The organism is Rhodospirillales bacterium, from assembly GCA_016872535.1.
In the GTDB taxonomy this organism is placed as follows: Bacteria; Pseudomonadota; Alphaproteobacteria; order Rhodospirillales; family 2-12-FULL-67-15; genus 2-12-FULL-67-15.
In genome coordinates, this window is the sequence record VGZQ01000008.1 from 20,438 (window position 1) to 44,151 (window position 23,714).

Annotated in this window: 22 protein-coding genes; 10 read left to right on the top strand and 12 right to left on the bottom strand. The window is 64.3% G+C overall.

Annotation, left to right across the window (positions count from 1 at the left end; genetic code table 11):
• Nucleotides 1-6: 6 nt before the first annotated feature.
• Together FJ311_02995 and FJ311_03000 are read left to right on the top strand one after the other, a co-directional pair.
• The gene (locus FJ311_02995) at nt 7-894 is read left to right on the top strand and encodes a branched-chain amino acid ABC transporter permease (protein ID MBM3950399.1); all 888 of its coding nucleotides are present in this window, start codon (nt 7-9) and stop codon (nt 892-894) included.
• Nucleotides 894-1,838, top strand: coding sequence for a branched-chain amino acid ABC transporter permease (locus FJ311_03000; protein MBM3950400.1), 945 nt, complete (start codon nt 894-896; stop codon nt 1,836-1,838). Before FJ311_02995 ends, FJ311_03000 begins: the two co-directional genes overlap by 1 nt.
• Here the strand turns inward: FJ311_03000 and FJ311_03005 are convergent.
• Genes FJ311_03005 through pdxH form a run of 5 tightly spaced genes read right to left on the bottom strand, consistent with a single transcriptional unit; the run spans nt 1,792 to nt 9,201 of the window.
• The gene (locus FJ311_03005; GenBank protein MBM3950401.1) at nt 1,792-3,426 is read right to left on the bottom strand and encodes a hypothetical protein; all 1,635 of its coding nucleotides are present in this window, start codon (nt 3,424-3,426) and stop codon (nt 1,792-1,794) included. The two genes, FJ311_03000 and FJ311_03005, sit on opposite strands and share 47 nt — an antisense overlap.
• Nucleotides 3,423-6,647, bottom strand: a complete 3,225-nt coding sequence (locus FJ311_03010) for an efflux RND transporter permease subunit (protein ID MBM3950402.1) — start codon at nt 6,645-6,647, stop codon at nt 3,423-3,425. The genes FJ311_03005 and FJ311_03010 overlap by 4 nt, the downstream gene beginning before the upstream one ends.
• Nucleotides 6,644-7,663: an efflux RND transporter periplasmic adaptor subunit gene (locus FJ311_03015; GenBank protein MBM3950403.1), complete on the bottom strand. Its 1,020-nt coding sequence runs from the start codon at nt 7,661-7,663 to the stop codon at nt 6,644-6,646. Before FJ311_03015 ends, FJ311_03010 begins: the two co-directional genes overlap by 4 nt.
• Before the next feature lie 14 nt (nt 7,664-7,677).
• Nucleotides 7,678-8,604: a cation diffusion facilitator family transporter gene (locus FJ311_03020; GenBank protein MBM3950404.1), complete on the bottom strand. Its 927-nt coding sequence runs from the start codon at nt 8,602-8,604 to the stop codon at nt 7,678-7,680.
• 6 nt (nt 8,605-8,610) lie between these two features.
• Entirely contained in the window at nt 8,611-9,201 is a 591-nt protein-coding gene (gene pdxH / locus FJ311_03025) for a pyridoxamine 5'-phosphate oxidase (GenBank protein MBM3950405.1), read from the bottom strand.
• 180 nt (nt 9,202-9,381) lie between these two features.
• Here pdxH and FJ311_03030 point away from each other — a divergent pair, with 180 nt between their 5' ends.
• From FJ311_03030 to FJ311_03060, 7 genes are all read left to right on the top strand, one after another.
• On the top strand, nt 9,382-9,858 hold the full coding sequence (locus FJ311_03030; protein ID MBM3950406.1) for a glycine zipper 2TM domain-containing protein: 477 nt from the start codon (nt 9,382-9,384) through the stop codon (nt 9,856-9,858).
• A 142-nt stretch (nt 9,859-10,000) separates the two neighbouring features.
• Nucleotides 10,001-10,879: a J domain-containing protein gene (locus tag FJ311_03035; GenBank protein MBM3950407.1), complete on the top strand. Its 879-nt coding sequence runs from the start codon at nt 10,001-10,003 to the stop codon at nt 10,877-10,879.
• A gap of 110 nt (nt 10,880-10,989) precedes the next feature.
• On the top strand, nt 10,990-11,805 hold the full coding sequence (fabI, locus tag FJ311_03040) for an enoyl-ACP reductase FabI (GenBank protein ID MBM3950408.1): 816 nt from the start codon (nt 10,990-10,992) through the stop codon (nt 11,803-11,805).
• Between the two features lie 5 nt (nt 11,806-11,810).
• On the top strand, nt 11,811-12,887 hold the full coding sequence (gene aroC, locus FJ311_03045; GenBank protein ID MBM3950409.1) for a chorismate synthase: 1,077 nt from the start codon (nt 11,811-11,813) through the stop codon (nt 12,885-12,887).
• A gap of 45 nt (nt 12,888-12,932) precedes the next feature.
• Nucleotides 12,933-13,514 carry a peroxidase-related enzyme gene (locus FJ311_03050; GenBank protein ID MBM3950410.1) on the top strand — a complete coding sequence of 194 codons (582 nt, stop codon included), beginning with the start codon at nt 12,933-12,935 and terminating at the stop codon, nt 13,512-13,514.
• A 108-nt stretch (nt 13,515-13,622) separates the two neighbouring features.
• The gene (locus tag FJ311_03055; protein ID MBM3950411.1) at nt 13,623-14,015 is read left to right on the top strand and encodes a rhodanese-like domain-containing protein; all 393 of its coding nucleotides are present in this window, start codon (nt 13,623-13,625) and stop codon (nt 14,013-14,015) included.
• 51 nt (nt 14,016-14,066) lie between these two features.
• Nucleotides 14,067-14,396 (top strand): rhodanese-like domain-containing protein, encoded by a 330-nt coding sequence (locus tag FJ311_03060; GenBank protein MBM3950412.1) that lies wholly within the window; start codon nt 14,067-14,069, stop codon nt 14,394-14,396.
• 2 nt (nt 14,397-14,398) lie between these two features.
• On the opposite strand, the gene FJ311_03065 is transcribed toward FJ311_03060, so the two are convergent.
• The 6 genes from FJ311_03065 to FJ311_03090 all read right to left on the bottom strand — a co-directional run bounded on the left by FJ311_03065 (nt 14,399) and on the right by FJ311_03090 (nt 20,921).
• Nucleotides 14,399-15,109 (bottom strand): TlyA family RNA methyltransferase, encoded by a 711-nt coding sequence (locus FJ311_03065; protein ID MBM3950413.1) that lies wholly within the window; start codon nt 15,107-15,109, stop codon nt 14,399-14,401.
• A gap of 77 nt (nt 15,110-15,186) precedes the next feature.
• On the bottom strand, nt 15,187-16,614 hold the full coding sequence (locus tag FJ311_03070) for an MATE family efflux transporter (GenBank protein ID MBM3950414.1): 1,428 nt from the start codon (nt 16,612-16,614) through the stop codon (nt 15,187-15,189).
• Between the two features lie 189 nt (nt 16,615-16,803).
• A complete protein-coding gene (locus FJ311_03075) occupies nt 16,804-18,738 on the bottom strand; it encodes a 1-deoxy-D-xylulose-5-phosphate synthase (GenBank protein ID MBM3950415.1) in 1,935 nt (644 codons plus the stop codon).
• 57 nt (nt 18,739-18,795) lie between these two features.
• Nucleotides 18,796-19,683 (bottom strand): polyprenyl synthetase family protein, encoded by an 888-nt coding sequence (locus FJ311_03080; protein ID MBM3950416.1) that lies wholly within the window; start codon nt 19,681-19,683, stop codon nt 18,796-18,798.
• A 6-nt stretch (nt 19,684-19,689) separates the two neighbouring features.
• Nucleotides 19,690-19,938 carry an exodeoxyribonuclease VII small subunit gene (locus FJ311_03085; protein MBM3950417.1) on the bottom strand — a complete coding sequence of 83 codons (249 nt, stop codon included), beginning with the start codon at nt 19,936-19,938 and terminating at the stop codon, nt 19,690-19,692.
• Nucleotides 19,939-19,991: 53 nt separating this feature from the next.
• On the bottom strand, nt 19,992-20,921 hold the full coding sequence (locus FJ311_03090; GenBank protein MBM3950418.1) for a histone deacetylase family protein: 930 nt from the start codon (nt 20,919-20,921) through the stop codon (nt 19,992-19,994).
• A 1,000-nt stretch (nt 20,922-21,921) separates the two neighbouring features.
• Between FJ311_03090 and FJ311_03095 the strand changes: the two genes are divergently transcribed.
• Nucleotides 21,922-22,146 (top strand): hypothetical protein, encoded by a 225-nt coding sequence (locus FJ311_03095; protein ID MBM3950419.1) that lies wholly within the window; start codon nt 21,922-21,924, stop codon nt 22,144-22,146.
• Nucleotides 22,147-22,202: 56 nt separating this feature from the next.
• On the opposite strand, the gene FJ311_03100 is transcribed toward FJ311_03095, so the two are convergent.
• Nucleotides 22,203-23,555 carry a c-type cytochrome gene (locus FJ311_03100; protein ID MBM3950420.1) on the bottom strand — a complete coding sequence of 451 codons (1,353 nt, stop codon included), beginning with the start codon at nt 23,553-23,555 and terminating at the stop codon, nt 22,203-22,205.
• Nucleotides 23,556-23,714 lie beyond the last annotated feature (159 nt).

Here is a 23,714-nt window from a genome sequence, read left to right on the forward strand (position 1 = left end):
CCGGGCATGTTCGCGATCCTCGGCATTTCGTCGCAGGCGTTGTTCGGTCAGCTGCTGATCGGGCTGATCAACGGCGCGTTCTACGCGATGCTGAGTCTCGGGCTCGCCCTGATTTTCGGATTGCTCAACATCATCAACTTCACCCACGGCGCCCAATATATGATGGGCGCTTTCGCGGCGTGGCTGCTGCTGACGTACGCCGGCGTTAGTTACTGGTGGGCGTTGCTCTTGGCGCCGATCATCGTCGGGGTGACCGGAATCGTCGTCGAGCGCCTGTTCCTGCGCCGGCTTTACAAACTCGATCATCTGTATGGCTTGCTGCTCACCTTCGGGCTCGCGCTCATGCTCGAAGGCGGGTTTCGCCAAATGTACGGCGTGTCCGGCTTGCCCTATCAAATCCCGCAGGAGCTGCTCGGCGCCTACAACCTGGGATTCATGTTCCTGCCCAAGTACCGGGCCTGGGTGGTGGTCATTTCCCTCGTCGTCTGCCTGGCCACCTGGCTGTTGATCGAGAAGACCAAGCTCGGTTCCTATTTGCGGGCGGCGACGGAAAACCCGTCCCTGGTGCGCGCCTTCGGCATCAATGTGCCGATCATGATCACGTTGACCTATGGATTTGGCGTGGCCCTGGCCGGGTTCGCGGGCGTGCTCGCCGCGCCGATCTACCAGGTCAGCCCGATCATGGGGTCCAACCTGATCATCGTCGTGTTCGCGGTGGTGGTGATCGGCGGTATGGGATCAATTTTGGGCTCGATCGTCACCGGCTTCGCCCTTGGCCTGATCGAAGGGTTGACCAAGGTCTTCTATCCCGAGGCCTCCAGCACGGTCATTTTCGTCATCATGGCGATCGTGCTGCTGCTCAAGCCCACGGGATTGTTCGGGCGGAGGGCCTGATGGTCATGGACCGCCGCCTCGTCCTCTACGGCGCGCTGGTGATCGCGGCGTTGGTCGCGCCGGCCGTCATTTATCCCATCTTCCTGATGAAGGCGCTCTGTTTCGCCTTGTTCGCCTGCGCCTTTAATCTGCTGCTCGGCTATGTGGGGCTGTTGTCGTTCGGTCACGCCGCCTATTTTGGCTTCGCCGCCTACATCACCGGCCATACAGCGAAGGTCTGGGGCTGGCCGCCGGAGATCGCGATCTTGGCCGGGACGGCCGTGGCGGCGGCGCTCGGCGTCGCGTTCGGCTGGCTCGCCATTCGCCGTCAGGGCATTTATTTCGCCATGATTACGCTGGCGCTGGCGCAGATGCTGTATTTCTTCTGCGTTCAGGCGCCTTTCACCCACGGCGAGGACGGCATCCAAGCCATTCCGCGCGGCCGATTGCTCGGCCTGATCGACCTCAACGATACGCTGACCATGTATTACTTCGTGTTGGCGGTGTTCATCGCCGGATTCTTGCTGATCCAACGCACGATCCACTCGCCCTTCGGCCAGGTTCTCAAGGCGATCCGGGAAAACGAATCCCGCGCCGTCTCGCTCGGCTACCGGGCCGAACGCTACAAGCTCGCCGCCTTCGTGCTGTCGGCGGCGCTCTCCGGCGTGGCCGGCTCCCTGATGACGTTGGTGTTCAAGTTCGCGACCTTGAACAACGTGCACTGGCACATGTCGGGGGACGTCGTGTTGATGACTCTGCTGGGCGGCGTCGGCACGGTGCTTGGCCCCGTGGTCGGCGCGTTCTTGGTCGCCGCGCTTCAGCAATATTTGGCGCAACTGGGCGCATGGGTCACTATCGTCCAAGGGTTCATCTTTTTCGTCTGCGTGCTGTTGTTCCGTCGCGGCATCGTCGGCGAAATCAACGCCCTGTTGCGCTGGCACCGCTTGGCGAAGAAAGCGGACTAGCGTCGACGCCCAAGGCGGTGCTGGCCTGGGCGAGCGTTTCCTCGGGCGTACCGCCGCTGTCGATCCGGGTCCAGGTTATCTCGCCGAGGTCATAAGTCATCTGCCGCCGAAGCACTTCGGCGGTCGCATCGGATACGTTGGCTGTCCGTTCGGTTACGCGCCGTTCCATGATCGCCGGATCGGCCGAGAGCCACAGGCCGTCGAACGGCACGCCGCAGATGTGCGCGACGGAAGCGATGCGTTTCCGTTCCGCCGGCGCCGCAAATAGCGCGTCCGCGACCACCGAGCGGCCCGCGCGCAACGCCGTCTCGACGCGATTCGTCATCTCGGCGTAGGTACGCGCGGTCATGTCCGCCGTGTAGCCGTCGGGACCGAGACGGTCATGCAGGGTCACGCCGGCCAACTGCTTGCGAATCACGTCGGTCCGCACCACCCGTGCACCCGGCGCAGTCCCAAGCCAGGGGGCGAGCGCGTCCGCGAGCCGGGATTTGCCGCTGCCGGAAAGCCCGCCGACGGCGATCAGGCGAGGTTTATCGGGCGCAAGATAGGCGAAGGCTTCTTGCAAATATCGGCGCGATTCCTCCAACCGGGCGCGGGCCTGTTCGACATTCGTTATGGCGCGCCCCGGTAGGGGCGCCTTATTTGATGCGCGCGGGAATTCGCCCGCGCGCGCCGCCGTCGCGCCCACATGGGCGCGGATCGCGGCACGGAGCGACAGGAACAACGGCAATGCTGCCAAGCCCTCTTCGTCGCCGGTCGCGTCGAGATAGCGGTTGAGAAATTGGCCGGCCAGCGTCCGTCGACCGAGGTGGTCGAGGTCCATCACCAGAAAAGCGGCGTCGTAGAGCGTGTCGATGACGGCGAAGGTTTCGTTGAATTCGATGGCGTCAAACAGAACCGGATGGCCGTCGATCAGGCAGATGTTGCCGAGATGGAGATCACCATGGCAGCGGCGCACCCGGCCGCCATCGCGGCGTCGTTCGAGCAGGCCGCGCAGCGACGCCAGGCGCGCTTCCGAAGATTGCCGCAGGCGCTCGATATCGGCCGCGTCGAAGGCGCCGGCGGCGGGTCCGGTCATGCTCGCGGCGTTGCCGGCGATGGTGTGCGCGAAGCCGGCGACCGAATCCGCCTCGCGGTGAACCTCGGCGTCGCGGTGGAAGCGGGCGACGGTTTCCGCCAATTCCACGATCCGGCCGCGGTCGAGGGCACCCACGCGCGCCAAGCGGTCGAACAGCGTCGCCTCGTCGAAACGAGTCATCTCCACCAACCATTCGACCGGCTCGCCCGGCCCGTCGAAAACGAGTCCCCCTCCCGGCGCGCGCGCCAAGGGAACGACGCCGCGGTAGATCGCCGGCGCGGCGCGGCGGTTGACGGCAATTTCCGCTTCGCACGCCGCGCGGCGTTTTTCCAAGCTCGAAAAGTCGAGATAGGGGTAGCGCACCGCTTTCTTGAGCTTGAAGGCGCGCGCCCCCGCGAGAAAAACGACCGAGATATGGGTTTCGATCCGGCGCACCTCCTTGATGCCCGCGCCGTAGGACGACGGCTCGGACAGGAAGGCAACCGCCTCGGTTTGATTTTCGAAGCTCATCGCGCGCCGGACATGGGACGACCGTCATCGCGCAGCCAGACGTAGAGCGCGGGAATCGTCAGCATGGTCAGCGCGGTCGACGACGCCAACCCGAACACCAGGGAAATGGCGAGCCCCTGAAAAATAGGGTCGAGCAGGATGAAGGTGGCGCCGGTCATCGCCGCGGCCGCCGTCAGCACGATCGGCTTGATGCGGATCGCGCCCGCCTCCAGGAGCACGTCGCGCAAGGCGTCGCCCTTGCCCTGGCGGTGGCGAATGAAATCGACCAACAGAATCGAGTTGCGGACGATGATGCCGGCGAGCGCGATGAAGCCGATCATCGAGGTGGCGGTGAACGGCGCCGAAAACAACCAGTGACCGAATACGATGCCGATCAACGTCAGCGGCACCGGTGTCAGGATGACCAGCGGCAACACGAAGCTGCCGAACTGGGCGACCACCAGGACGTAGATTCCGAACAGCGCGAAGGCGAAGGCGAGCCCCATGTCGCGGAACGTGACGTAGGTGATCTCCCATTCCCCGTCCCACAGCAGCGTGACCTTGGATTCGTCCACCGGCTGGCCGTGGAGACGAATGTCCCCTTTCCGGCCCGCGCCCGCCCATTCGGCGCCGGCGAGCCGGTCGCCGACCGCCAGCATGCCGTAAATCGGCGCCTCGAAGCGCCCGGCCAGTTCGGCCGTCACGTAATCAGCGAAGCGCCCGTCGCGGCGATAGAGGGGATAGGAGCCGCGCTCGCGCCTGAGCCGCACCACGTCACCGATTTCGACGTTGGCGCCGGAATCGGCGGCCTCACCCGGCGCGGCAATCGGGGTGGAGAGCAGCCGTTCGGTCGGCACCAGCGCTTCCTTGGGCAGGCGCACGGCGATCTCGACCGGATTGATGCCGGGTCCGCGATGGGAATAGCCGACCCGCACGCCGGCGAGCAGCGCTTCCAGGGTGTCGTACAGCGCCTGTTCCTGAACGCCGTGGTATTCGAGATTCTCCTGCTCAATCTCGATGCGCAGGCGCTCGGGCGGCGTGCCGAAGGAATCATCCACGTCGACGATGAAGTCGACCGCCTCGAACGCTTGGCGTACCCGCCGTGCGGCCTCGCGCCGGGTTTCCGCGTCGGGACCGTAGATTTCCGCCATCAGGGTACCGATCACCGGCGGTCCCGGCGGCACCTCGGCGACCTTGAACTCGACCCCGGCAAGATCCGGCAGCGCCGCAAGCCGTTGACGGATGTCGAGAGCGATGGCGTGGCTTTGTCGGGCCCGCTCGCCCTTGGGTTTGAAATTGACCTGGATGTCACCCTGCCACGGCTGGCGCCGCAGGTAATAATGCCGGACCAAGCCGTTGAAGTTGAACGGTGCGGCGGTACCGGCATACAGCTGGAGGTGGGTGATTTCGGGAATGCCGTTCAAGGCGTCGGCGGCGGCCATCAGGGCGCGTTCGGTCGCCTCGATGGCGCTGCCTTCCGGCAAGTCGAAAATCACCTGGACCTCGGACTTGTTGTCGAACGGCAGCAGCTTCACCGTCACGTGCCGGGTGGCGAACGGCACGCACGCGATCACGGTCCCGATCGCCACCGCCGCCAGAAACCGCTTCGCCCGCCGCCGCTCGGCCAACAGCGGCGCGGCAACGCGGCGATAAAGCGCGCCAAGCCGCCCGGCATGATCGCCGCCATGTCCGTCTTCCCGCTCAGGCGCCAAGCGTCGCAGCAACAAGGCCAGCCAGGGCGTGACGGTCACCGCGACGAAGAACGAGAACAGCATGGCGGCCGAGGCATTGGCCGGGATCGGGCTCATATAGGGTCCCATCAGCCCCGAAACGAACATCATCGGCAGCAACGCCACGACGATGGTAAGCGTGGCGACGATGGTTGGATTGCCGACCTCGGCGACCGCCTCGATCGCGGCGTGGACGCGGTCGCGGCCATCGTTCATCGCCCAGTGGCGGGCGATGTTTTCCACCACCACGATCGCGTCGTCGACCAGGATGCCGATCGAAAAGATCAGCGCGAACAGGCTGACGCGGTTGATGGTATATCCCATCAGCCACGACGCGAACAACGTGAGCAGGATGGTCGACGGCACCACCATCAGGACGACGACGCCTTCGCGCCAGCCGAGCGCGATGCCGACCAGGACGACGATCGATACGGTGGCGAGCGCGAGATGAAATAACAGCTCGTTCGACTTCTCGGTCGCGGTCGCGCCATAATTGCGCGTCACCGCCACGTCGACTTCCGGCGGGATCAGCGAGCCGCGCACCGTCTCCAGTTGGCGCAGCACCGCGTCGGCCACGGCGACCGCGTTGGCGCCCTTGCGCTTGGCGACGGCGAGGGTGACGGCGGGACGGCGCTCGAAAGTTCCGGAGGCCGTCTTGACCAGGTGCCAGACCCGGCTTTCCTCCGGCTTGGCGCCGATTACGACCCGGGCGACGTCCTTGACGTAGACCGGGCGCCCGTCGCGGCTGGTGATCAGGAGCTGGCCGATGTCGGGCTGGCCGTCGAGCGTCTGGCCGGCGAGCACCGGCAGTGCCCGGCCGCGCTCGCGCATCTGGCCGATGACGAAACGACGATTGGCGTGGCGCACCTTGTCGACGAGCTGGGCGAGCGTTACGCCGTAGAGCGCTAGCCGCTCCGGGTCTGGCTCGACGCGGATTTGGTCCGCGCGCCCGCCGACGACGAACACCAAGCCGACGTCCGGCGCCTTGGTCAGGTGGTGGATCAGGTCGTCCGCGACCTTGTGGAGCGCGTTGTCGTCCCAGCGTCGCTCGGCGTCGTCCTTGGGCGACAGGGTCAATGTCACGATCGGCACGTCGTTGATCCCGCGCCCGACGATCAACGGCTCGGGCACGCCGATCGGGATGCGCCAGATGTTGGCGCGGATTTCGTCGTGCACGCGCACCAGGGCCGCGTCTTCGCTGGTCCCGACCTCGAAGCGGACGGTGACCACCGCCTGATCGTCCTCGCTCAGGGAGTAGACGTGCTCGACGCCGTTGATTCCCTTGACGATGTCCTCGAGCGGCTCGGTCACCAGCTTGACCACGTCGGACGCCTTGTGCCCGTTGGCCGCGACCTGGACGTCGACGATCGGCACGACGATCTGGGGTTCCTCTTCGCGCGGCAGCGCGGCGAGCGCGAGCAGGCCAAGCCCGAACGCCACCAGCAGGGCGAGCGGCGTGAGCGGCGAACGGATAGAGGCGCGGGTGATGGTGCCGGATAGGCCCAGCTTCACGGCCGCGCCCCCGGCTTGGCGAGCGCGTCGCCGTCGACGAGGCCGGACAGCACCTCGACCCCGCCGTCGGTGGGCAAGCCGGGCTGTACCACCACCTCGCGCCCGTTGGCGAGCTTGGCGAAGGTCAGGCCGTGGCGGCGAAACAGGTATTCGGGCGGCACCACGAACGTGCGCCGTTTGCCGGTCGCGACGTGGACCGCGACCCTCTCGCCTACGAAATAATCGCCGAGGCCCTCGACCTCCACGTCCGCGACCACGCGTCCCTGGCGCAGTTCGGGATAGACCTGGAAAATGCGGCCCGTCCGCAGTTTCCCGTCGCGCGCGGGATCGGTGCGTTCGGCCGGATCGAGCGCGGACGAACCGACCCGCACCTCGTCGCCGACGCGCAAAAAGCGCGCGTGCCGTTCGGGCAGATGCAGGCGCAGGATGTAGGCGTTGGCGGCGATGGTGGCGACGGTTTCGCCGGGCAAGACCACCGCGCCTGCGGTCACCGGCACGGTAAGCACGCGGCCGTCGGCGGGGGCAAGGACCGCGCCTTCGGCCTGCTGCTCCATGACGACCTTGCGTTCGGCGATCATCGCCGCCAGATCGCGGTCGACGACCTGGAGGCCGGTGGTCGCTTCGTCGAGGCGCGACTGGGCCGCCGCGCCGGTTTCGCGCAGCTTGGCGACCCGCTCCAGCACCGTTTGCGCCAGCTTTTTCTGCGATTCGAGCGCTTGAATCCGCGCCTCGACCGCTTGGCGCCGGGAATCGAGCTTGGGATCGACCACCTCGGCGAGCACGTCGCCTTTGCGCACCGACACGCCTTCGTCCGCCGCCAGTTTGGCGATGGTTCCGCCGATGCGCGCGCGCGCCGCGATGCGATCCACGCTTTCGACCGTGGCGATGACCGCCTTGCGGTCCTCGATCTCGATCTCGCGCACCGTGAATTCGTTCGCGCCGACCGTCCCCGAACGCGCCAACAGCGCGACGGCGAAAACAAACCACCCGATGTCGGATTGCCTGCCGCCGATCATTCCTCGCCCTCCGTTCAGCCGTAGACGGCGCGCTGCTCGACCACTCCTTCGGGGTCTTCGTGCACGATGACCTCGGCGTTGGGATACGCCGCCATGATCCTCTTCATGACGTTCTCCGAGATTACGTGAACGTCGTGCAGGGTCATGTTGCCGTCGAGTTCAAGGTGGAGCTGGATGAACACGTGCGAACCCGAAGAGCGGGTTTTGAGATCGTGAACGCCGCGCACTGCCGGGTCCGACTTGGCGATGGCCTTGATCTTATCGCGGTCGGCGTCGGGCAATTCGCGGTCCATTAGGATGTGCAGCGCGCGAGTCCCGATCGACCACGCTCCCCAAAAGATATAGGCGACGATGGCGATGGCAACCAGGGGGTCGGCCATCACCCAGCCGAACTGGGACACCAACACCAACGACACGATGACGCCGGCGTTGGCGAGCACGTCGGTTTCGTAATGGAGCGAGTCGGCGCCGATGGCGAGCGATTTCGTCCGCCGCGCGACGTATTTCTGGAACACGACCAGCCCGAGGGTGACGAGGATGGAAAACACCATCACCGCGATGCCGATGTCGATGTTGGCGAGCGCGCGCGGCCGGAACAGGCGCTCGCCCGCCTGCACCAGCAGGAACGCGGCCGAGCCGGCGACGAACGCCGCCTGGCCAAGCCCGGCGAGCGCCTCTGCCTTGCCGTGCCCGAAGCGGTGTTCCTCGTCCGCCGGGGTGAGCGCATGGCGGATCGCGATCAGGTTGACCAACGACGCGCCGATGTCGAGCAGCGAATCGATCAGGGTCGACAGGAGGCCGACGGAATCGGTGAGCGTCCAAGCCATCAGCTTGGCCGCGATCAGGATTCCGGCGACCGTCACCGAGGCACGCGCGGCGAGCCGGATCAGGCGCACGTTTTCGGCGGGCGCGGACGCTGGCGATGGCGTGGTTTTCGGCATCATCGGCTAAGGGTACAACTTGATCGTCGTCCAGGCGTCGTCTTGACGATGGTACACTGTCCGGTCGTGCAACCGGAACGGACGTTCCTGCCAGAATTCGATTGTATCCGGCGCCAGCCGGAAACCGGACCAGAAGGACGGCCGTGGTACTTCGCCGATATGGAATTTTGCGGTGAACTCGGCGACGCGTTTTTCGAGCGCGAAGCGGCTTTCCAATGGCTGCGATTGGCACGAGGCCCAGGCACCAATCCGGCTCGCGCGGTCGCGGCTGGCGAAATAGGCATCGGCTTCCGCGTCCGCAACCGGCGCAATCGTGCCTTCGACTCGGACCTGACGATCCAGCGATTTCCAATGAAAACACAGGGCGGCGCGGGGGTTGGCCCGCAATTCCCGCCCCTTGCGGCTGTCGAGGTTGGTGTAAAAGACGAACCCGCGCGCGTCTACATCTTTCAGCAACACCATGCGCACCGAAGGTTTGCCGTCGGCATCGGCGGTAGCGAGCGCGACCGCGGTCGGATCGGAAGGTTCCGCCCGGGTGGCGTCCCGAAGCCAGGCGTGGAACAGCTCGATCGGGTCGGCGGGTTCGGACTTGTTCATTTTGGAATCGGTCTTTGCGAATTAAACTAACTTGTTGACTTGCTTAGTCTTTTCATGGCCTTGCAACCCGTGCCAGGACCCATAAATTTGCCACATTCGGCGATCAACCTATATCTAATTCGAGCCTGACCCAATCCCTTTCCGAACCCGGCGAGCCGAACTTCAGGAGATCGTACTCAGATGAAAACTACAGGAATCGCTTTGGCGACAGCGGCGGCGGTGTTGCTCGCGGGTTGCCAGAATATGCAGGACAACCCCAAGCAGACCATGGGCACCATCCTCGGCGCCGGCACCGGCGCGTTGATCGGCTCGCAGATCGGCAGCGGCCGAGGCCAGATGGTGGGAATCGCGGTCGGCACGCTGGCCGGCGCCATGCTCGGCAGCGAAATCGGCAAGTCCCTCGACAACGCCGACAAAGCCATGTCCCAACGTACCGCGCAGGCGTCGCTCGAAACCAACCGCACCGGGCAGACTTCGTCCTGGCGCAATCCCGATTCGGGCAATTCCGGCACCTACACGCCGACCAGCACCTACCGGTCGACGTCCGGCCAGGATTGCCGCGAGTTCGAACAAACCATCACCGTCGAGGGCCGCACCGAACGGGCCATGGGCCGCGCCTGCCGCCAGCCGAACGGAACCTGGCAGGTCGTCCCGTAATCCGCCGGCGCGCGGCGCACCCGATACGCGACGCGCCCATGCGCGATATGATCGAGCCGGCCGAAGATTACGGCCGGCTCTTTCGTTCCGGCTCTCCGTTATTTGATGCGAGACAAGGGCGGTTGTTGCTAATGTCTCGCGCATGAAAGACCCTTATGTGGTGCTCGGCGTTCGCCGCAGCGCGAGCGCCGAGGAGATCAAGGCGTCCTACCGCCGCCTCGCGCGCGAGTTGCATCCCGATAGCCATCCCGGCGACGCTCGTTCGGAGGAAAAATTCAAGCACGTCAGTGCAGCCTACGCGCTGCTGTCCAACGCCGAGATGCGCGAACGCTACGACCGCGGCGAGATCGACGCCTCGGGCGCGCCCAAGGGGCGCAAGCCCCCGCCCGGCGCGGGCAGTCCCGGGCGGCGCAATCCGTTTGATCGCTTCTTCCGCGACCGCAACGCGCACGCGGGCATCAAGGTCAACGGCGCCAATGTCGATTACACCTTGAAGGTCGATTTTCTCGAAGCTGCCCGTGGCGCGGTCAAAAATGTCGGCATGACCAACGGCAAACGCCTGAAGGTCACCATTCCGCCCGGCACCCGTCCGGGCCAAATCCTGCGCCTGCGCGGCCAGGGTATGCCCGGCCTCGGCGGCGGCGAAGCGGGCGACGCCTTGGTCGAAATCGCGGTCGATCCGCATCCTGTTTTCCGCGTCGAGGGCGACGACGTCCATGCCGATCTTCCCGTGACGCTGGCCGAAGCGGTTCTCGGCGGCCGGATCCAAGCTGAAACCATCGACGGCCCGGTCATGGTGACCGTTCCCGAAGGGTCCAACACCGGTACCACGTTGCGCCTGCGCGGCAAGGGTCTCGCCAAGGGCGCCGACCGGCGCGGCAACCATTTCGCCGTTCTCAAGGTCGTGCTGCCCGCCCAACCCGATCCCGAACTGGTCGAATTTGTCCGTTCCTGGAATGCCCGGCACCCCTACCGGGTGCGCGACGAAACGGCCAAGGCCGATTCCGACGATTCGAAGTGACCGGTCGAGGTGAGAGGCCGACGTAACGAGGCCCGTGCGACGTTGGTTTTGCGCGTGGCGCCCTTTCGTGTACCATCGCCGTCCCGGTTTCCATTGTTTCAGGGGCTCCCATGACGACTGCGACCTCCGGCCTGATGCGCGGCAAGCGCGGCTTGATCATGGGCGTCGCCAACGACCGTTCCATCGCCTGGGGCATCGCCAAGGCGGTGCACGCCCAGGGCGCCGAACTGGCCTTCACCTTCCAGGGCGAAGCCCTGGAAAAGCGCGTGCGGCCCTTGGCCGCCGGCATCGGCGCGAACCTCGTGTTGCCGTGCGACGTCACCGACTCCGCCTCGCTCGACGCGGTCTTTCGGGCGTTGACCGAGCGCTGGGCGCGACTCGATTTCCTGGTCCATGCCGTCGCCTATTCCGACAAGGATCAGCTCAAGGGCCGTTACATCGACACCACGCCCGACAACTTCGCGCGCACGATGAGCATTTCCTGCTTCTCCTTCACCGATGTGTGCCGGCGCGCGGAGGCGCTGATGACGGAGGGCGGCAGCCTTTTGACCCTCAGCTATTTTGGCGCCGAGCGGGTCATGCCCCACTACAACGTCATGGGCGTCGCCAAGGCCGCGCTGGAGGCGAGCGTGCGCTACCTTGCCGAGGACCTCGGCAAGAAGCGTATCCGGGTCAACGCGCTGTCGGCCGGGCCGATGAAGACGTTGGCGTCCTCGGCCATCGGCGATTTCCGCTACATCCTCAAGTGGAACGAATACAATTCGCCGCTCCGGCGCAACGTCACCCTCGATGACATCGGCGGCGCCGGGGTTTATCTGCTGTCCGACCTCTCCAGCGGCGTCACCGGCGAGATCCATCACGTCGACTGCGGCTACAACGTCGTCGGCATGAAGGCGGTCGACGCGCCGGACATCTCGGTGGTGTGAGCTTCATGAGCGGCAATACCTTCGGTCATCTGTTCCGCGTCACCACCTTTGGCGAAAGCCACGGGCCGGCCATCGGCGGCATCGTCGATGGAGTCCCGCCCGGTATCGCGCTCGCCGAATCCGACATCCAGCCCTATCTCGACCGCCGCCGCCCCGGCCAGTCGCGCTTCACCACCCAACGGCGCGAACGCGACAAGGTTCATGTTTTCTCCGGGGTGTTCGAGGGCAAAACCACCGGCGCACCGATCGGGTTCGCTATCTTCAACGAAGATGCGCGCTCAAAGGATTACGAAACGATCAAGGACGTCTTCCGCCCCGGCCACGCCGATTACACCTATTTGATGAAATACGGCATTCGCGATTATCGCGGCAGCGGTCGGGCGAGCGCGCGCGAAACCGCGGTGCGCGTCGCCGCCGGCGCCATCGCGCGCAAGGTACTAGGCGATTCCGTGGTCATTCGCGGCGCGCTGATCCAGATGGGGGGCAAGCGGATCGAGCGTAACCGCTGGAACTGGCGCGAGGTTACGCGCAATTCGTTTTTCTGCCCTGACGCCCGGGCCGCGCGTGCCTGGGAAGCTTATCTGGACGGCATCCGCAAGAAAGGCTCCTCGATCGGCGCAATAATCGAGGTGGTGGCGGAAGGCGTTCCCGCCGGTCTTGGCGAGCCGGTATTCGACCGGCTGGACGCCGATATCGCCAAGGCGATGATGAGCATTCCCGCGGTCAAAGGGGTCGAGATCGGCGCGGGCTTCGCGGCGGCCGCCCTCACCGGCCCCGAGAACGCCGATCACATGCGCGCAGGCCCCAAGGGTCGGCCCAGATTTCTTTCCAACAACGCGGGCGGCATCCTGGGCGGCATATCCACCGGCCAGGACATCGTCGTGCGCTTTGCGGTCAAGCCGACCAGTTCGATCTTGATCCCGCAGCCGACCGTCACCGTCCAAGGCAAGAACACCACTGTTTCGACCAAAGGCCGCCACGACCCTTGCGTCGGCATCCGCGCAGTGCCCATCGGCGAAGCGATGCTGGCCCTGGTGCTTGCCGACCATTTTCTGCGCCAGCGCGGCCAGTGCGGAAAATAGCGACGGGAAACAGGTGCGGTAAATAACTGCCGCTTGAGGTGCCCCATGCCCCAGCCCAAGCACATCGTCAAACTGCCGCCGCTGCCCGACCCGGCGACGCTGGAAGACGACATCAAGAAATACTTCGCCAAGTGCCAGGAAAAGCTCGGCCTGATTCCCTACGTGCTCCGCGCCTACACCGCGAACCCGGACAAGCTCCGCGCGTTCTCGCGTTTCTACAACACGCTCATGCTCGACGAGGAGCGCTGCAAGCTTTCGAAGCTTGAGCGCGAGATGATCGCGGTCGTCGTCTCCTGCGCCAACCATTGCTACTACTGCCTGGTCGCCCACGGCCAGGCGGTGCGCGAGCTGTCGGGCGATCCGCAACTGGGCGAGATGATGGTGATGAACTACCGCGTCGCCGAGTTGACGCCCCGCCAGCGTGCCATGCTCGATTTCGCCTGGAAACTGACGGCGACGCCCCACGACGTCGGCGACGCCGACCGCGAAGGCCTGCACAAGGCCGGATTTTCCGAGCAGGACATTTTCGACATCGCCGACACGGCGGCGTTCTTCAACTACACCAACCGGGTCGCGCACGCCCTCGACATGATGCCCAATCCGGAATATCACGCGAAAAATCGGTGAATAATTAGGCTTTTGAAATCAATGGTTTGAATACCTCATAAAATACTATATTTTTATGTATTTAATTACATTTGACATTATTTTGAGTGTAATTTATCAATTTTCTTCATGTCCATCGCCCTCGCCCCCGTCTCCGTCAAATCGGAGATTCCGGTACCGGTTGCCGTCGAAACCCCGTCGCCGGTTCCCGAAGTCGACCCCTTGAGCGTCGAGCAATGGCGCCGGGCCGGCAACGCCGTCATCATCGACGTGCGCGAGCGGGACGAATTCGAGGAAGAGCGCATCCCGGGCGCTCTCCTGTTCCCCAAATCCGAATTCAACCCGGCGGCTTTTCCATCGTTCGGCCCGCTCAAGCTGGTTCTCGTCTGCCTCGCCGGCAAGCGCTCGCTCGCCGTCGGCGAGGCCTTGCGCGCCGCCGGCCGGGCCGAGGCGATCTCGCTCCGCGGCGGCATGCTCGGCTGGATGGCCGCGGGCCTGCCGGTGGACACCGACGGCCGATAGGGTTATTCGCGCCTTGCGTTCCGGGCCCCCGGCCCCCATCTTGACGCCGCCATGCACGCCCCCCAACCCGTCGTCGCCGAGGCCGACCCGCATACCGTCAAGCGTTGGCTCGACGCGGGCGAAGCGATCCTGATCGACGTGCGCGAAATTCCCGAATACCAGCGTGCCCACATCGCGGGCGCGATGCTGGTGCCGCTTTCGGCGTTCGACCCGAAGCGCATACCGCAGGACGGCATAAAGGTCGTGCTGCAATGCGCGGTCGGCGCGCGCTCGGCCTCGGCTTGCGCCTACCTGCAAACCCAAGGGTTCGAGAACCTCTACAACCTCGCCGGCGGGCTCCAGGCTTGGTCGCAGGCGGGATTACCGATCGAGTTCGGCTGACGTTATTCCCGCTCGGCCGCGATCAAGAATTCCTTGTTGCCTTCCGGGCCCTCGATCGGGCTTTCCGTGATCCCGAGCACGCGCCAGCCTTGCCCGATCAGCCAGGCTTCGATGCGTTCGCAAACTTCCCGATGCAGCGCCGGATCGCGCACCACGCCCTTCTTGCCGACGCGCCCCTTGCCCACTTCGAATTGCGGCTTGATCAAGGCGATCAGGTGTACACTTGGCGCGGCCAGGGCGAGCGAAGCCGGAAGCACGGTCTCGAGTCCGATGAAGCTCGCATCGCACACGATTAGCCGCGGCGGCTCCGGGATCAGACGGGAATCGAGGTTCCGCGCATTGGTCTTTTCAAGGAGTATCACGCGCGGCTCGTGGCGCAGCTTCCAATCGAACTGGCCGTGGCCGACGTCGACCGCGTAGACGCGCTTGGCACCGCGGGTCAACAAGACGTCGGTAAAGCCGCCGGTCGAAGCGCCGACATCGAGGCAAACGAGCCCTTCGGGCGAGATGCGGAAATGATCGAGGCCGTGAGCAAGCTTGACGCCCCCGCGCGAAACCCACGGATGATCCTTGCCGCGCATCTCGATCAGTGTATCGGTATCGATCAGGGCGCCGGGCTTTTCCAGCCGGCGCTCGCCCGCGAACACCAAGCCGGCCATAATCAGCGCCTGGGCGCGGGTTCGCGAGTCCGCCAATCCCCGTTCGACCAACAGGACATCGGCGCGGCGCTTACCGGTTGGTGTTTGGGCAACGGGGCGTTTCACGGTGGCGAGCTTAGCATGAAGCGCCTTCACGCAGGCGCGCGCGCGACGTCCGGCAGATATCCCTGCTGCGTGAGCCGGGCAAAGCGGATAATCAGCAGAAGCGCGACGATGCCGAGGCCGAGGGCAAGACCGACCCAAATTCCGACTGCGCCGAGCCCCACCGTGAACCCGAGCAGATAGCTGGCCCCAAAACCGACGCCCCAGTAGCCGAGTCCGGCGATCAGCATCGGCACGGTCGTGTCGTTGAGCCCGCGCAAGGACTGAATGGCGATGGTTTGCGCCCCATCCGCCATCTGGAACGCCGCTGCGACCGCGAGCAACAGCGCGGCGAGCGCGACGACCGGAGCTCCGTCCGGGGTCGCCGAATCGATGAATAACCCGGCCAGGAATTCGGGCGCCGCGAGCAGGACGACGCTCATCGCCGCCATGAACGTCACGCCGAGCGCTAACGCGGTCCAGCCGGCGCGGCGTGCGCCGTCCGGGTCGCGTCGGCCGACCGCGTGGCCGACGCGCACCGTCGCCGCCTGCCCGATGCCGTAAGGCACCATGAACGAGACCGAGGCGATTTGCAGCGCGATCTGGTGGGCGGCGATCGATACCGTGCCGATCCAACCCATCAGCAGCGCCGCCACCGCGAACACGCCGTATTCCATGAGTATGGCGCCGGCGATCGGCGTGCCGAGGACGAATATACGGCGAAAGATGGTCCAATCCGGTCGCCAAAAGTGTCCGAGAACGTAATAGCGCCGGAACGGCCGTAGTCCGAGAACGATCGCCAGCATGGCGGCGAACATGGCAAGGTTGACGAGCGCGCTCGCCAACCCGGCGCCGATCAATTCGAGCCGGGGCAAACCGAACGCGCCGAAGATCAGGGCGTAGGCCAACACGGCATTGATCGGCACGCCCGCCAGCATGACCCATAGCGCCGGTTCCGGGCGGTTGAGGGCTGCGGCGAAGTTACGCAGCACGATGAATCCGACCGCAGTTGGTAGGCACCACAACAGCGTGCTCAGATATTCGCCCGCCGCGTTCACCACGTCGGCCGGTTGCCCGAGCGCACGCAACAAAGGTGGGGCCGCCGGAACCGCGATGAGGCAGAATGGGATCGTCAACAGTCCCGCAATCCAGAGCCCTTGCCGAACCACGCGCCGCACTTCGCGCGGGCGCCGCGCTCCAAAAGCCTGCGCCGCCAACGGCGCCGTCGCCATGACGATGCCCATGCCGATGACGAAGGCGGTGAAGAACACGACATAGCCCAGGCTTCCTGCTGCGAGCGCGGTCGCACCGAGCCGGCCGATCAGGATCACATCGGTCGTCAGAATGGCGATTTGCCCAAGACTCGTCAGCACGAGCGGGCCGATCAAAACCAGCATCGCCCTCGCCTCGTCGCGCCAAGCGTCGAGCGCACGCGCACGCGGCGACAATTCGGTCGAGGAAGTGAAAATGTCGTTCATGGCGGCGCGTGACTACCGCACGCGACAACCCCAAACAACCCTCTACGTCGAAGGCCTTTTTACGGACGCCAAATTACGTGGAGGCGGACATAAGGGAAAGATATTGTCCCGACGCGGCAGGGACCGGCAACAATCTTGCTATTCCACGACCAAGCGCGCCGGACTGGTACCGCATCGTCACTATGAAATTTATGCCAGCGCCGCTTGCGCCGCTTCCTCGGCCCGGCCGAGCGCCGAAAGCACGGTGGCGGCGATGTGCCTGGCATTCAGCCGCGCCATCTCATATTGCTTCTCGGGCTTGTCCTGGTCGAAGAATACGTCGGGCATGGTCATTGCCCGCACCTTGAGGCCGCGATCGGTCAGGCCCTCGTTGGCGAGAAACTGGAGAACCTGGGCGGCGAAACCGCCGGAAGAACCTTCCTCGATAGTGACTAGAACTTCGTGGGTCTTCGCCAGCGAGCGGATCATATCCTCGTCGATCGGCTTGGCGAAACGGGCGTCGGCGATGGTCGGTGATAGGCCGCGCGCGGCCAGCAATTCGACCGCTTTCTGCGATTCCGTCAGGCGGGGGCCGAGACTCAGAATCGCGACCGTAGAACCTTCGCGCACGATCCGGCCTTTACCGATTGGGAGCACCGTACCCCGTTCCGGCAATGTGACGCCGACGCCCTCGCCGCGCGGATAGCGCACGGCGGAGGGTCGATCGTCGATGGCGACGGCGGTCGCGACCATGTGCATCAGTTCCGCCTCGTCGGCGGGCGCCATCACCACGAATCCCGGCAGGCAGCAGAGATACGCGAGGTCGAAGGCGCCGGCGTGGGTCGAACCGTCGGCGCCGACGTAGCCGGCGCGGTCGAGGGCAAAACGAACCGGCAGCCCTTGAATCGCGACGTCGTGCACCACTTGGTCGTAGGCCCGCTGGAGGAATGTGGAATAGATCACTGCAAACGGCTTGAAGCCTTCCGCCGCCAGACCGGCGGCGAAGGTAACGCCATGTTGTTCGGCGATGCCGACGTCATATGTGCGCTTCGGGAACGCTTCGCCGAACTTGTCGAGGCCGGTGCCCGACGGCATCGCTGCGGTGATGGCGACGATTTTATCGTCGACTTTCGCTTCCTCGATGAGCGCCTTGGCGAACACGTTGGTGTAGCTCGGCGCATTGCTCTTCGCCTTGACCTGGACGCCGGTGATAACATCGAACTTCGTGACGCCGTGGTACTTGTCGGGCGACTTCTCGGCGGGCGTGTAGCCATGGCCCTTTTGTGTCACGACGTGAAGCAGGATCGGCCCCGGCTCCTTGTCGTCGCGCAAGTTCTTCAGAACCGGCAACAGATGATCGAGGTTGTGTCCGTCGATCGGCCCGACGTAATAAAAGCCGAGTTCCTCAAACAGCGTGCCGCCGGTAACCATGCCGCGAGCGTATTCCTCGGCCTTGCGCGCGGCTTCCTTGAGTGGGCGGGGGAACTTGGCGGCGACGTCCTTGGCGAAGTGACGGACCGAACGATAAGGCTTGGACGAGATCAGGCGCGACAGGTATGCGCTCATGGCGCCGACGGGCGGTGCGATCGACATGTCGTTGTCGTTGAGCACCACAATCAATCGCTCGTCCATGGCGCCGGCGTTGTTCATCGCCTCGTAGGCCATGCCCGCGCTCATGGCGCCGTCGCCGATGACGCAGATGATGTGGTTGTCGCCACCCTTGAGGTCGCGTGCCACCGCCATGCCGAGGCCAGCTGAGATCGAGGTCGAGCTGTGCGCGGCGCCGAACGGGTCATACTCGCTTTCGGAGCGCTTGGTGAAGCCGGAGAGCCCGCCGCCCTGGCGCAGGGTATGCATGCGCGAGCGTCGGCCGGTGAGAATTTTGTGCGGGTAGCACTGGTGACCGACGTCCCAGATCAGCCGGTCGCGGGGTGTGTCGAACACGTGATGCAACGCGACGGTCAGTTCGACTACGCCGAGGCTAGCGCCGAGATGGCCGCCGGTGATGGACACCGACCGCACCGTATCGCGCCGTAATTCGTCGGCGAGCTGCTTCAACTGCTCGACGGTGAATCCGCGGATATCGGCCGGATCGTTGACGGTGTCGAGCAGCGGGGTCCCGCTGGGGTTGGGCTGTCCGCTCACGGTTATGGTTCCCTTAAACTCAGATCTTTTTTCGGGCCGAAACCCGTGGCGTCCCGCTCAGGCCCGCCGGTTGACCACGAAACGGGCCAATTCGCGGAGATAATCGGCTTTTTCGTCGAACATTTCAAGGTGCCGGCCGGCCTGTTCGGCCAGCATCTGGGCCTGGGCCTTGGCCCGTTCGATCCCGAGCAGCGAAACGAAAGTCGCCTTGCCGGCCGCGGCGTCTTTGCCGGTTTTCTTGCCGACTTCGGCCGCTGTGCCCTCGACATCGAGCAGGTCGTCGGCGATCTGGAAGGCGAGTCCGAGGTCATGAGCATAGGCCCGAAGCGCGTGGCGCGCGGGCTCGGCCGCCTTGCCGAGGATCGCTCCGGCCTCGCACGCGAACGCAATCAGAGCACCTGTCTTCATCCGTTGCAGGCGGGTGATCTCGGGCATGTCGAGACGCTCGTTTTCGGCCAACAGGTCGAGCATCTGCCCCCCGACCATCCCCTCGGCGCCCGAGGCCTTGGCGAGCGCCAGCACCAGTTGGCTGCGCACCTGCGGATCGGGATGAGTCGGCACGTCGGCCAGCACTTCGAAAGCCCGCGTCAGGAGCGCGTCTCCGGCCAGGATCGCAGTCGCCTCGTCGAAGCGGACATGGCACGTCGGTTGCCCGCGACGAAGATCGTCGTCGTCCATCGCCGGCAGGTCGTCGTGCACCAGGGAATAGCAGTGCACCATTTCGACCGCGGCCGCGGCGCGCAGCGCGCAGCTTTCGGCAACCGCGAACAGTCGCGCGCCGGCGGTGACCATGAAAGGACGGATGCGTTTGCCGCCGCCGAGGGAGGAATAACGCATCGCTTCCATCAAGCGCGACTCGCGCCCGCCACCGACCTTGAGCAGACGGTCGAGCGTTTCGCTGACGGCGCGGGCGCTTTCGGCCATCGCTTTTTGCAGATCGGCCATGGTCCGTCAGTCCGCTTCGACCGGCTTCGTCGTCGGCGTGCCGTCGGATGCCAGCACGATCTTGTCGATCCGCGCGCGCGCTTCCTTGAGTTTTTTTTCGCAATGGCTCTTGAGTGCCGCGCCGCGCTCATAGGCCTTGATCGAAGCGTCGAGACCGCCCTTTCCTTCCTCGAGTTGGCGGACGATTTTTTCCAGTTCGGCCAGCGCGTCCTCGAAACTGAGGGTGGAAACCTCGACGGACGGGGATTTGGTCATGAAAACTCCCAAAGGCGCGGCAGTCTAGCCGCGCGAACATGCCCCCCGCAAGGCTATGCGCCCATCATTTCCCGCACATGCGCGGCGCTCGATTCGGCCAGGGCCTCGAGGTCGTAGCCGCCCTCAAGGCAGGATATCACGCGGCCCTTGGCGCTGGCTTCGGCAATGGCTAGCAGTTCCTCGGTGACCCAGGCGTAATCATCGGCGCCGAGGCGCATCTGGGCGAGCGGATCGCGCGCGTGCGCGTCGAACCCGGCCGATATGATCAAGAATTCGGGCGCAAAGCGTCTGAGCGCGGGCAAAATCGTCCGCCGATACCCCTCGCGGAATTCCGCCGACCCCGCACCTGGCGGCAACGGCAGGTTCGAAACGTTGTCGGCGACTCCGATTTCGTCCGTATGGCCGGTTCCGGGATACGCTGGCCACTGATGGCTGGATCCGTAAAACAGATCGGCGTCGCGCTCGAACGAATGCTGGGTGCCGTTGCCGTGATGGACGTCGAAATCGATCACCGCCACCCGCTTGAGGCCGTGCACCGCGCGCGCCTGGAGCGCGGCGACAGCTACGTTGTTGAACAGGCAAAAACCCATCGCTTGGCCGCTTTCGGCATGATGACCCGGTGGTCGGACCGCGCAGAAGGCGTTCTTGGCTTCGCCCCTCATTACCGCGTCCACCGCCGCGCACGCCGCGCCGGCCGCGCGGAGGGCCGCCTCGCCCGAAGCCGGCGACATGACCGTGTCCGGATCGAGATGCAGGTGTCCTCGCTTCGGGACGCTCGCCAGAATCTGCTCGACATAATCGCGGTCATGGACACGCTCGATCTGTTCGCGCATGGCCTTGGGCGCCTCGCGCCAAACTAGCGTCTCAAACCCTTCTTCCTTGAGGGCAGCCAACACCGCACGCAGACGGTCGGGACGTTCCGGGTGATAGTCGCCAGGGTCATGCTCGATACAGGCCGGATGGGTAAACACAATCGTGGTCATGCGGAGGCCTGTCTTGGTCTGTGAAACATGGGTATAATCTCAAAAACTCCTTGAAAATAAAAGGGTTTTAAGATTCCCGATCCATCCGATGTTAATGAATTCAGCCCCATTTTCGCCATAATCGTATCTCACCTTCAATGCGTTTGGAATGTTCCAACACTCTAACCTACTCGGAGAGACCCACCTATGAAGAAGCTGATCTCGGCCCTCGTGGCCCTGACCTTCGTTCTCGGCGCCGTGGCCGTGACCTACTATCCGGTCGACGTCCAGGCCCAAGAGAAGAAGAAGGATGACGGCAAGAAGAAGGATGAAAAGAAGAAGTAACTCTTCTTCCTTTTTCGACTTTCGCACAGGCCGTGGACGCTGTCCGCGGCCTGTCGCTTTTATATTTATAGGGTGGAACCGGTTTATTCGTCGGAAGTTATCGCTCGACGTGAGAACAAGTAAACTTATTGTGATCATATCGAAGCGCGCGCTTAGTCCTGCGACTTACGGACCTAATGCCGTGAAATTATTTGGAAAATAAAAAACGCCCCCTTCTCGGCTCATCCGCATTAACGAATTTATCCTCTTTTTCGCCATAATTCCCACTAAACTTAGGCACTGTTTGGAATGTTCCAACGCTCTAACCCACTCGGAGAGACCCACCTATGAAGAAGCTGATCTCGGCCCTCGTGGCCCTGACGTTCGTTCTCGGCGCCGTGGCCGTGACCTACTACCCGACCGACGTTGCCGCCGCCGCCCACGAAAAGAAGAAGGACGAAAAGAAGAAGAAAGACGAAAAGAAGAAGTAATTCTTCTTCCCTTTCCGACTTTCGCGCAGGCCGCGGGCTCCGCCCGCGGCCTGTCGCTTTTCGAGGCCGAGTCAACGAAGGAGAAACGCCGTAATCGCGTCGCTCGTGCCATAATGTCGACCGCAATCACGCCACAATGACGACCTATGTTTTTCCTCAAGGCAGACAACGACTGCCGATCACCAACCTCGACGGAGAAAGATCCCATGAATCGCATTCTCGCCGCCGCCACCGCGCTCTCCCTGATCGTCGGAGCCGGCGGCTTCGTCGCCCCGGTCGCGCACGCGCAGGCGACCCCCGCCACCCCGGCCCAGAAAGCCGAACCGGCGAAGAAAGCGGAACCGGCAAAGAAAAAGTCCGACGCCAAAAAGTCCGAAAAGGCGAAGGAAAAAGCGAAGTCTGGTTACGGCAAGGCCGAGCCCAAGAAATAATTGGGTAACGTCTCGACCAGCGGGCCGCGGGAAAACGCTTCCCGCGGCCTCGTCTTTCAGCGGGGGATGGTCGATTTTTTCAAATAATCGATCAACTGGCGCAACTGCTCCGCGTTGGTGATCCGCTGTACCGGCATCTTGGTCCCCGGCAGCATCACGTCGGGCCCGTCGTCGAACAGGCGGAACAGGGTCGCCTCGTCCCAGACGAAGGTTCCCTTTTCGAGGGCGGCGGAATAGCGGTAATCGTCGACCGAGCCCACTTTCCGGCCGAACAACCCGGCGAGATGCGGACCCGATTTATTCGCGCCGTCCGCGGTCAGGGAATGGCAGCGAGCACACTTGGGAAACAGCTTGGCGCCCGGATGCGGATCGGTAAGCCACGGTTGCGCTTCGTCCGGGGTTTCGGCGGCCAAGCCGATCCGGTCACCGGTCTCCAGATGCCACACGCGGGCGCTGCCGTCGGAAGCGGCGGTGACGACAAAGCGGCCGTCGGGCGACGGGGCCACTCCCCAAATCTGACTGTCGTGCGCCTTGATTTCGCGTTCTACTTTTCCGTCGGCGAGCGCGAAGATGGTTACGATCCCGTCGCGTCCCGCCGATGCCGCCCGCCGCCCGTCGGGAAGAAACGCAACCGCGTACACCTGAACCTCGTGATGGCGAAAAGCGGCGATTTCAGACCCTTGCTCCGCATCCCACAGGCGCACGGTCCGATCGATTCCGGCCGACAACAGCCGTTTTCCGTCCGGCGAAACCGCAAGGTGGGTGACCCCACGTTCGTGGCCGGAGAACTTGCCCTTGAGCTCGCCGCTAGCCCGATCCCAAAGCCACAAAAATCCGTCGTGGCCGGCGGCAGCGATGCGCGAGCCGCCGGCGGCAAAGACGACCGCGTTCATCGGTTCCGTGGTCGTCAGAACGGCTCCCGCACGGCCGTCGCGGGCGTCCCAAAGCCGCACGGTGCGATCCCAACCGGCGGTGGCGATCCAGCGCCCGTCGCGCGACACGGCAACACCCATGGTCTTGTGCCGATGGCCCTCGAACCGAAACGCCGGCTTGCCGGTGGCGAGATTCCAAACGATCGCGCCGTCGTCGCTCGCGCTGACCGCGCGCCCGGCATCGACAAAGGCGATTGCATTGACGGGACCGGCGTGCCCATCGAGCACCAGCAATTCCGACTGTTCGCCGAAATCCCAAAGCCTCGCCGAGTAATCGAAGCTGCCGGTGGCAATCCGCCGTCCATCCGGTGAAACCGCGACCGCGCGCACGATTCCGCCGTGTCCAACCAAATCGGCACGGACAGCCGAGGTCGGCACGAGCGACGCGATCAGGAAAACGGCCCCCCAAAGCGCACTCGTGGCAACGCGTGTCGCGACGCGTGTCGGTTTCGCCGCCGTTCGGAATTCACTACCCATGACCGGAATATCGCCGCTCACCCTTCATCTGCACAGACCCCTTTTCCGAGCTGCAATCGCGCCGCGGATATCGCATGCTGCCGCGAAAGAACCCCGGCGATTCTGGAAAACGTAATATTGCGATGCAGCATGAATATTGCGGTGCATTATTGTCCACCG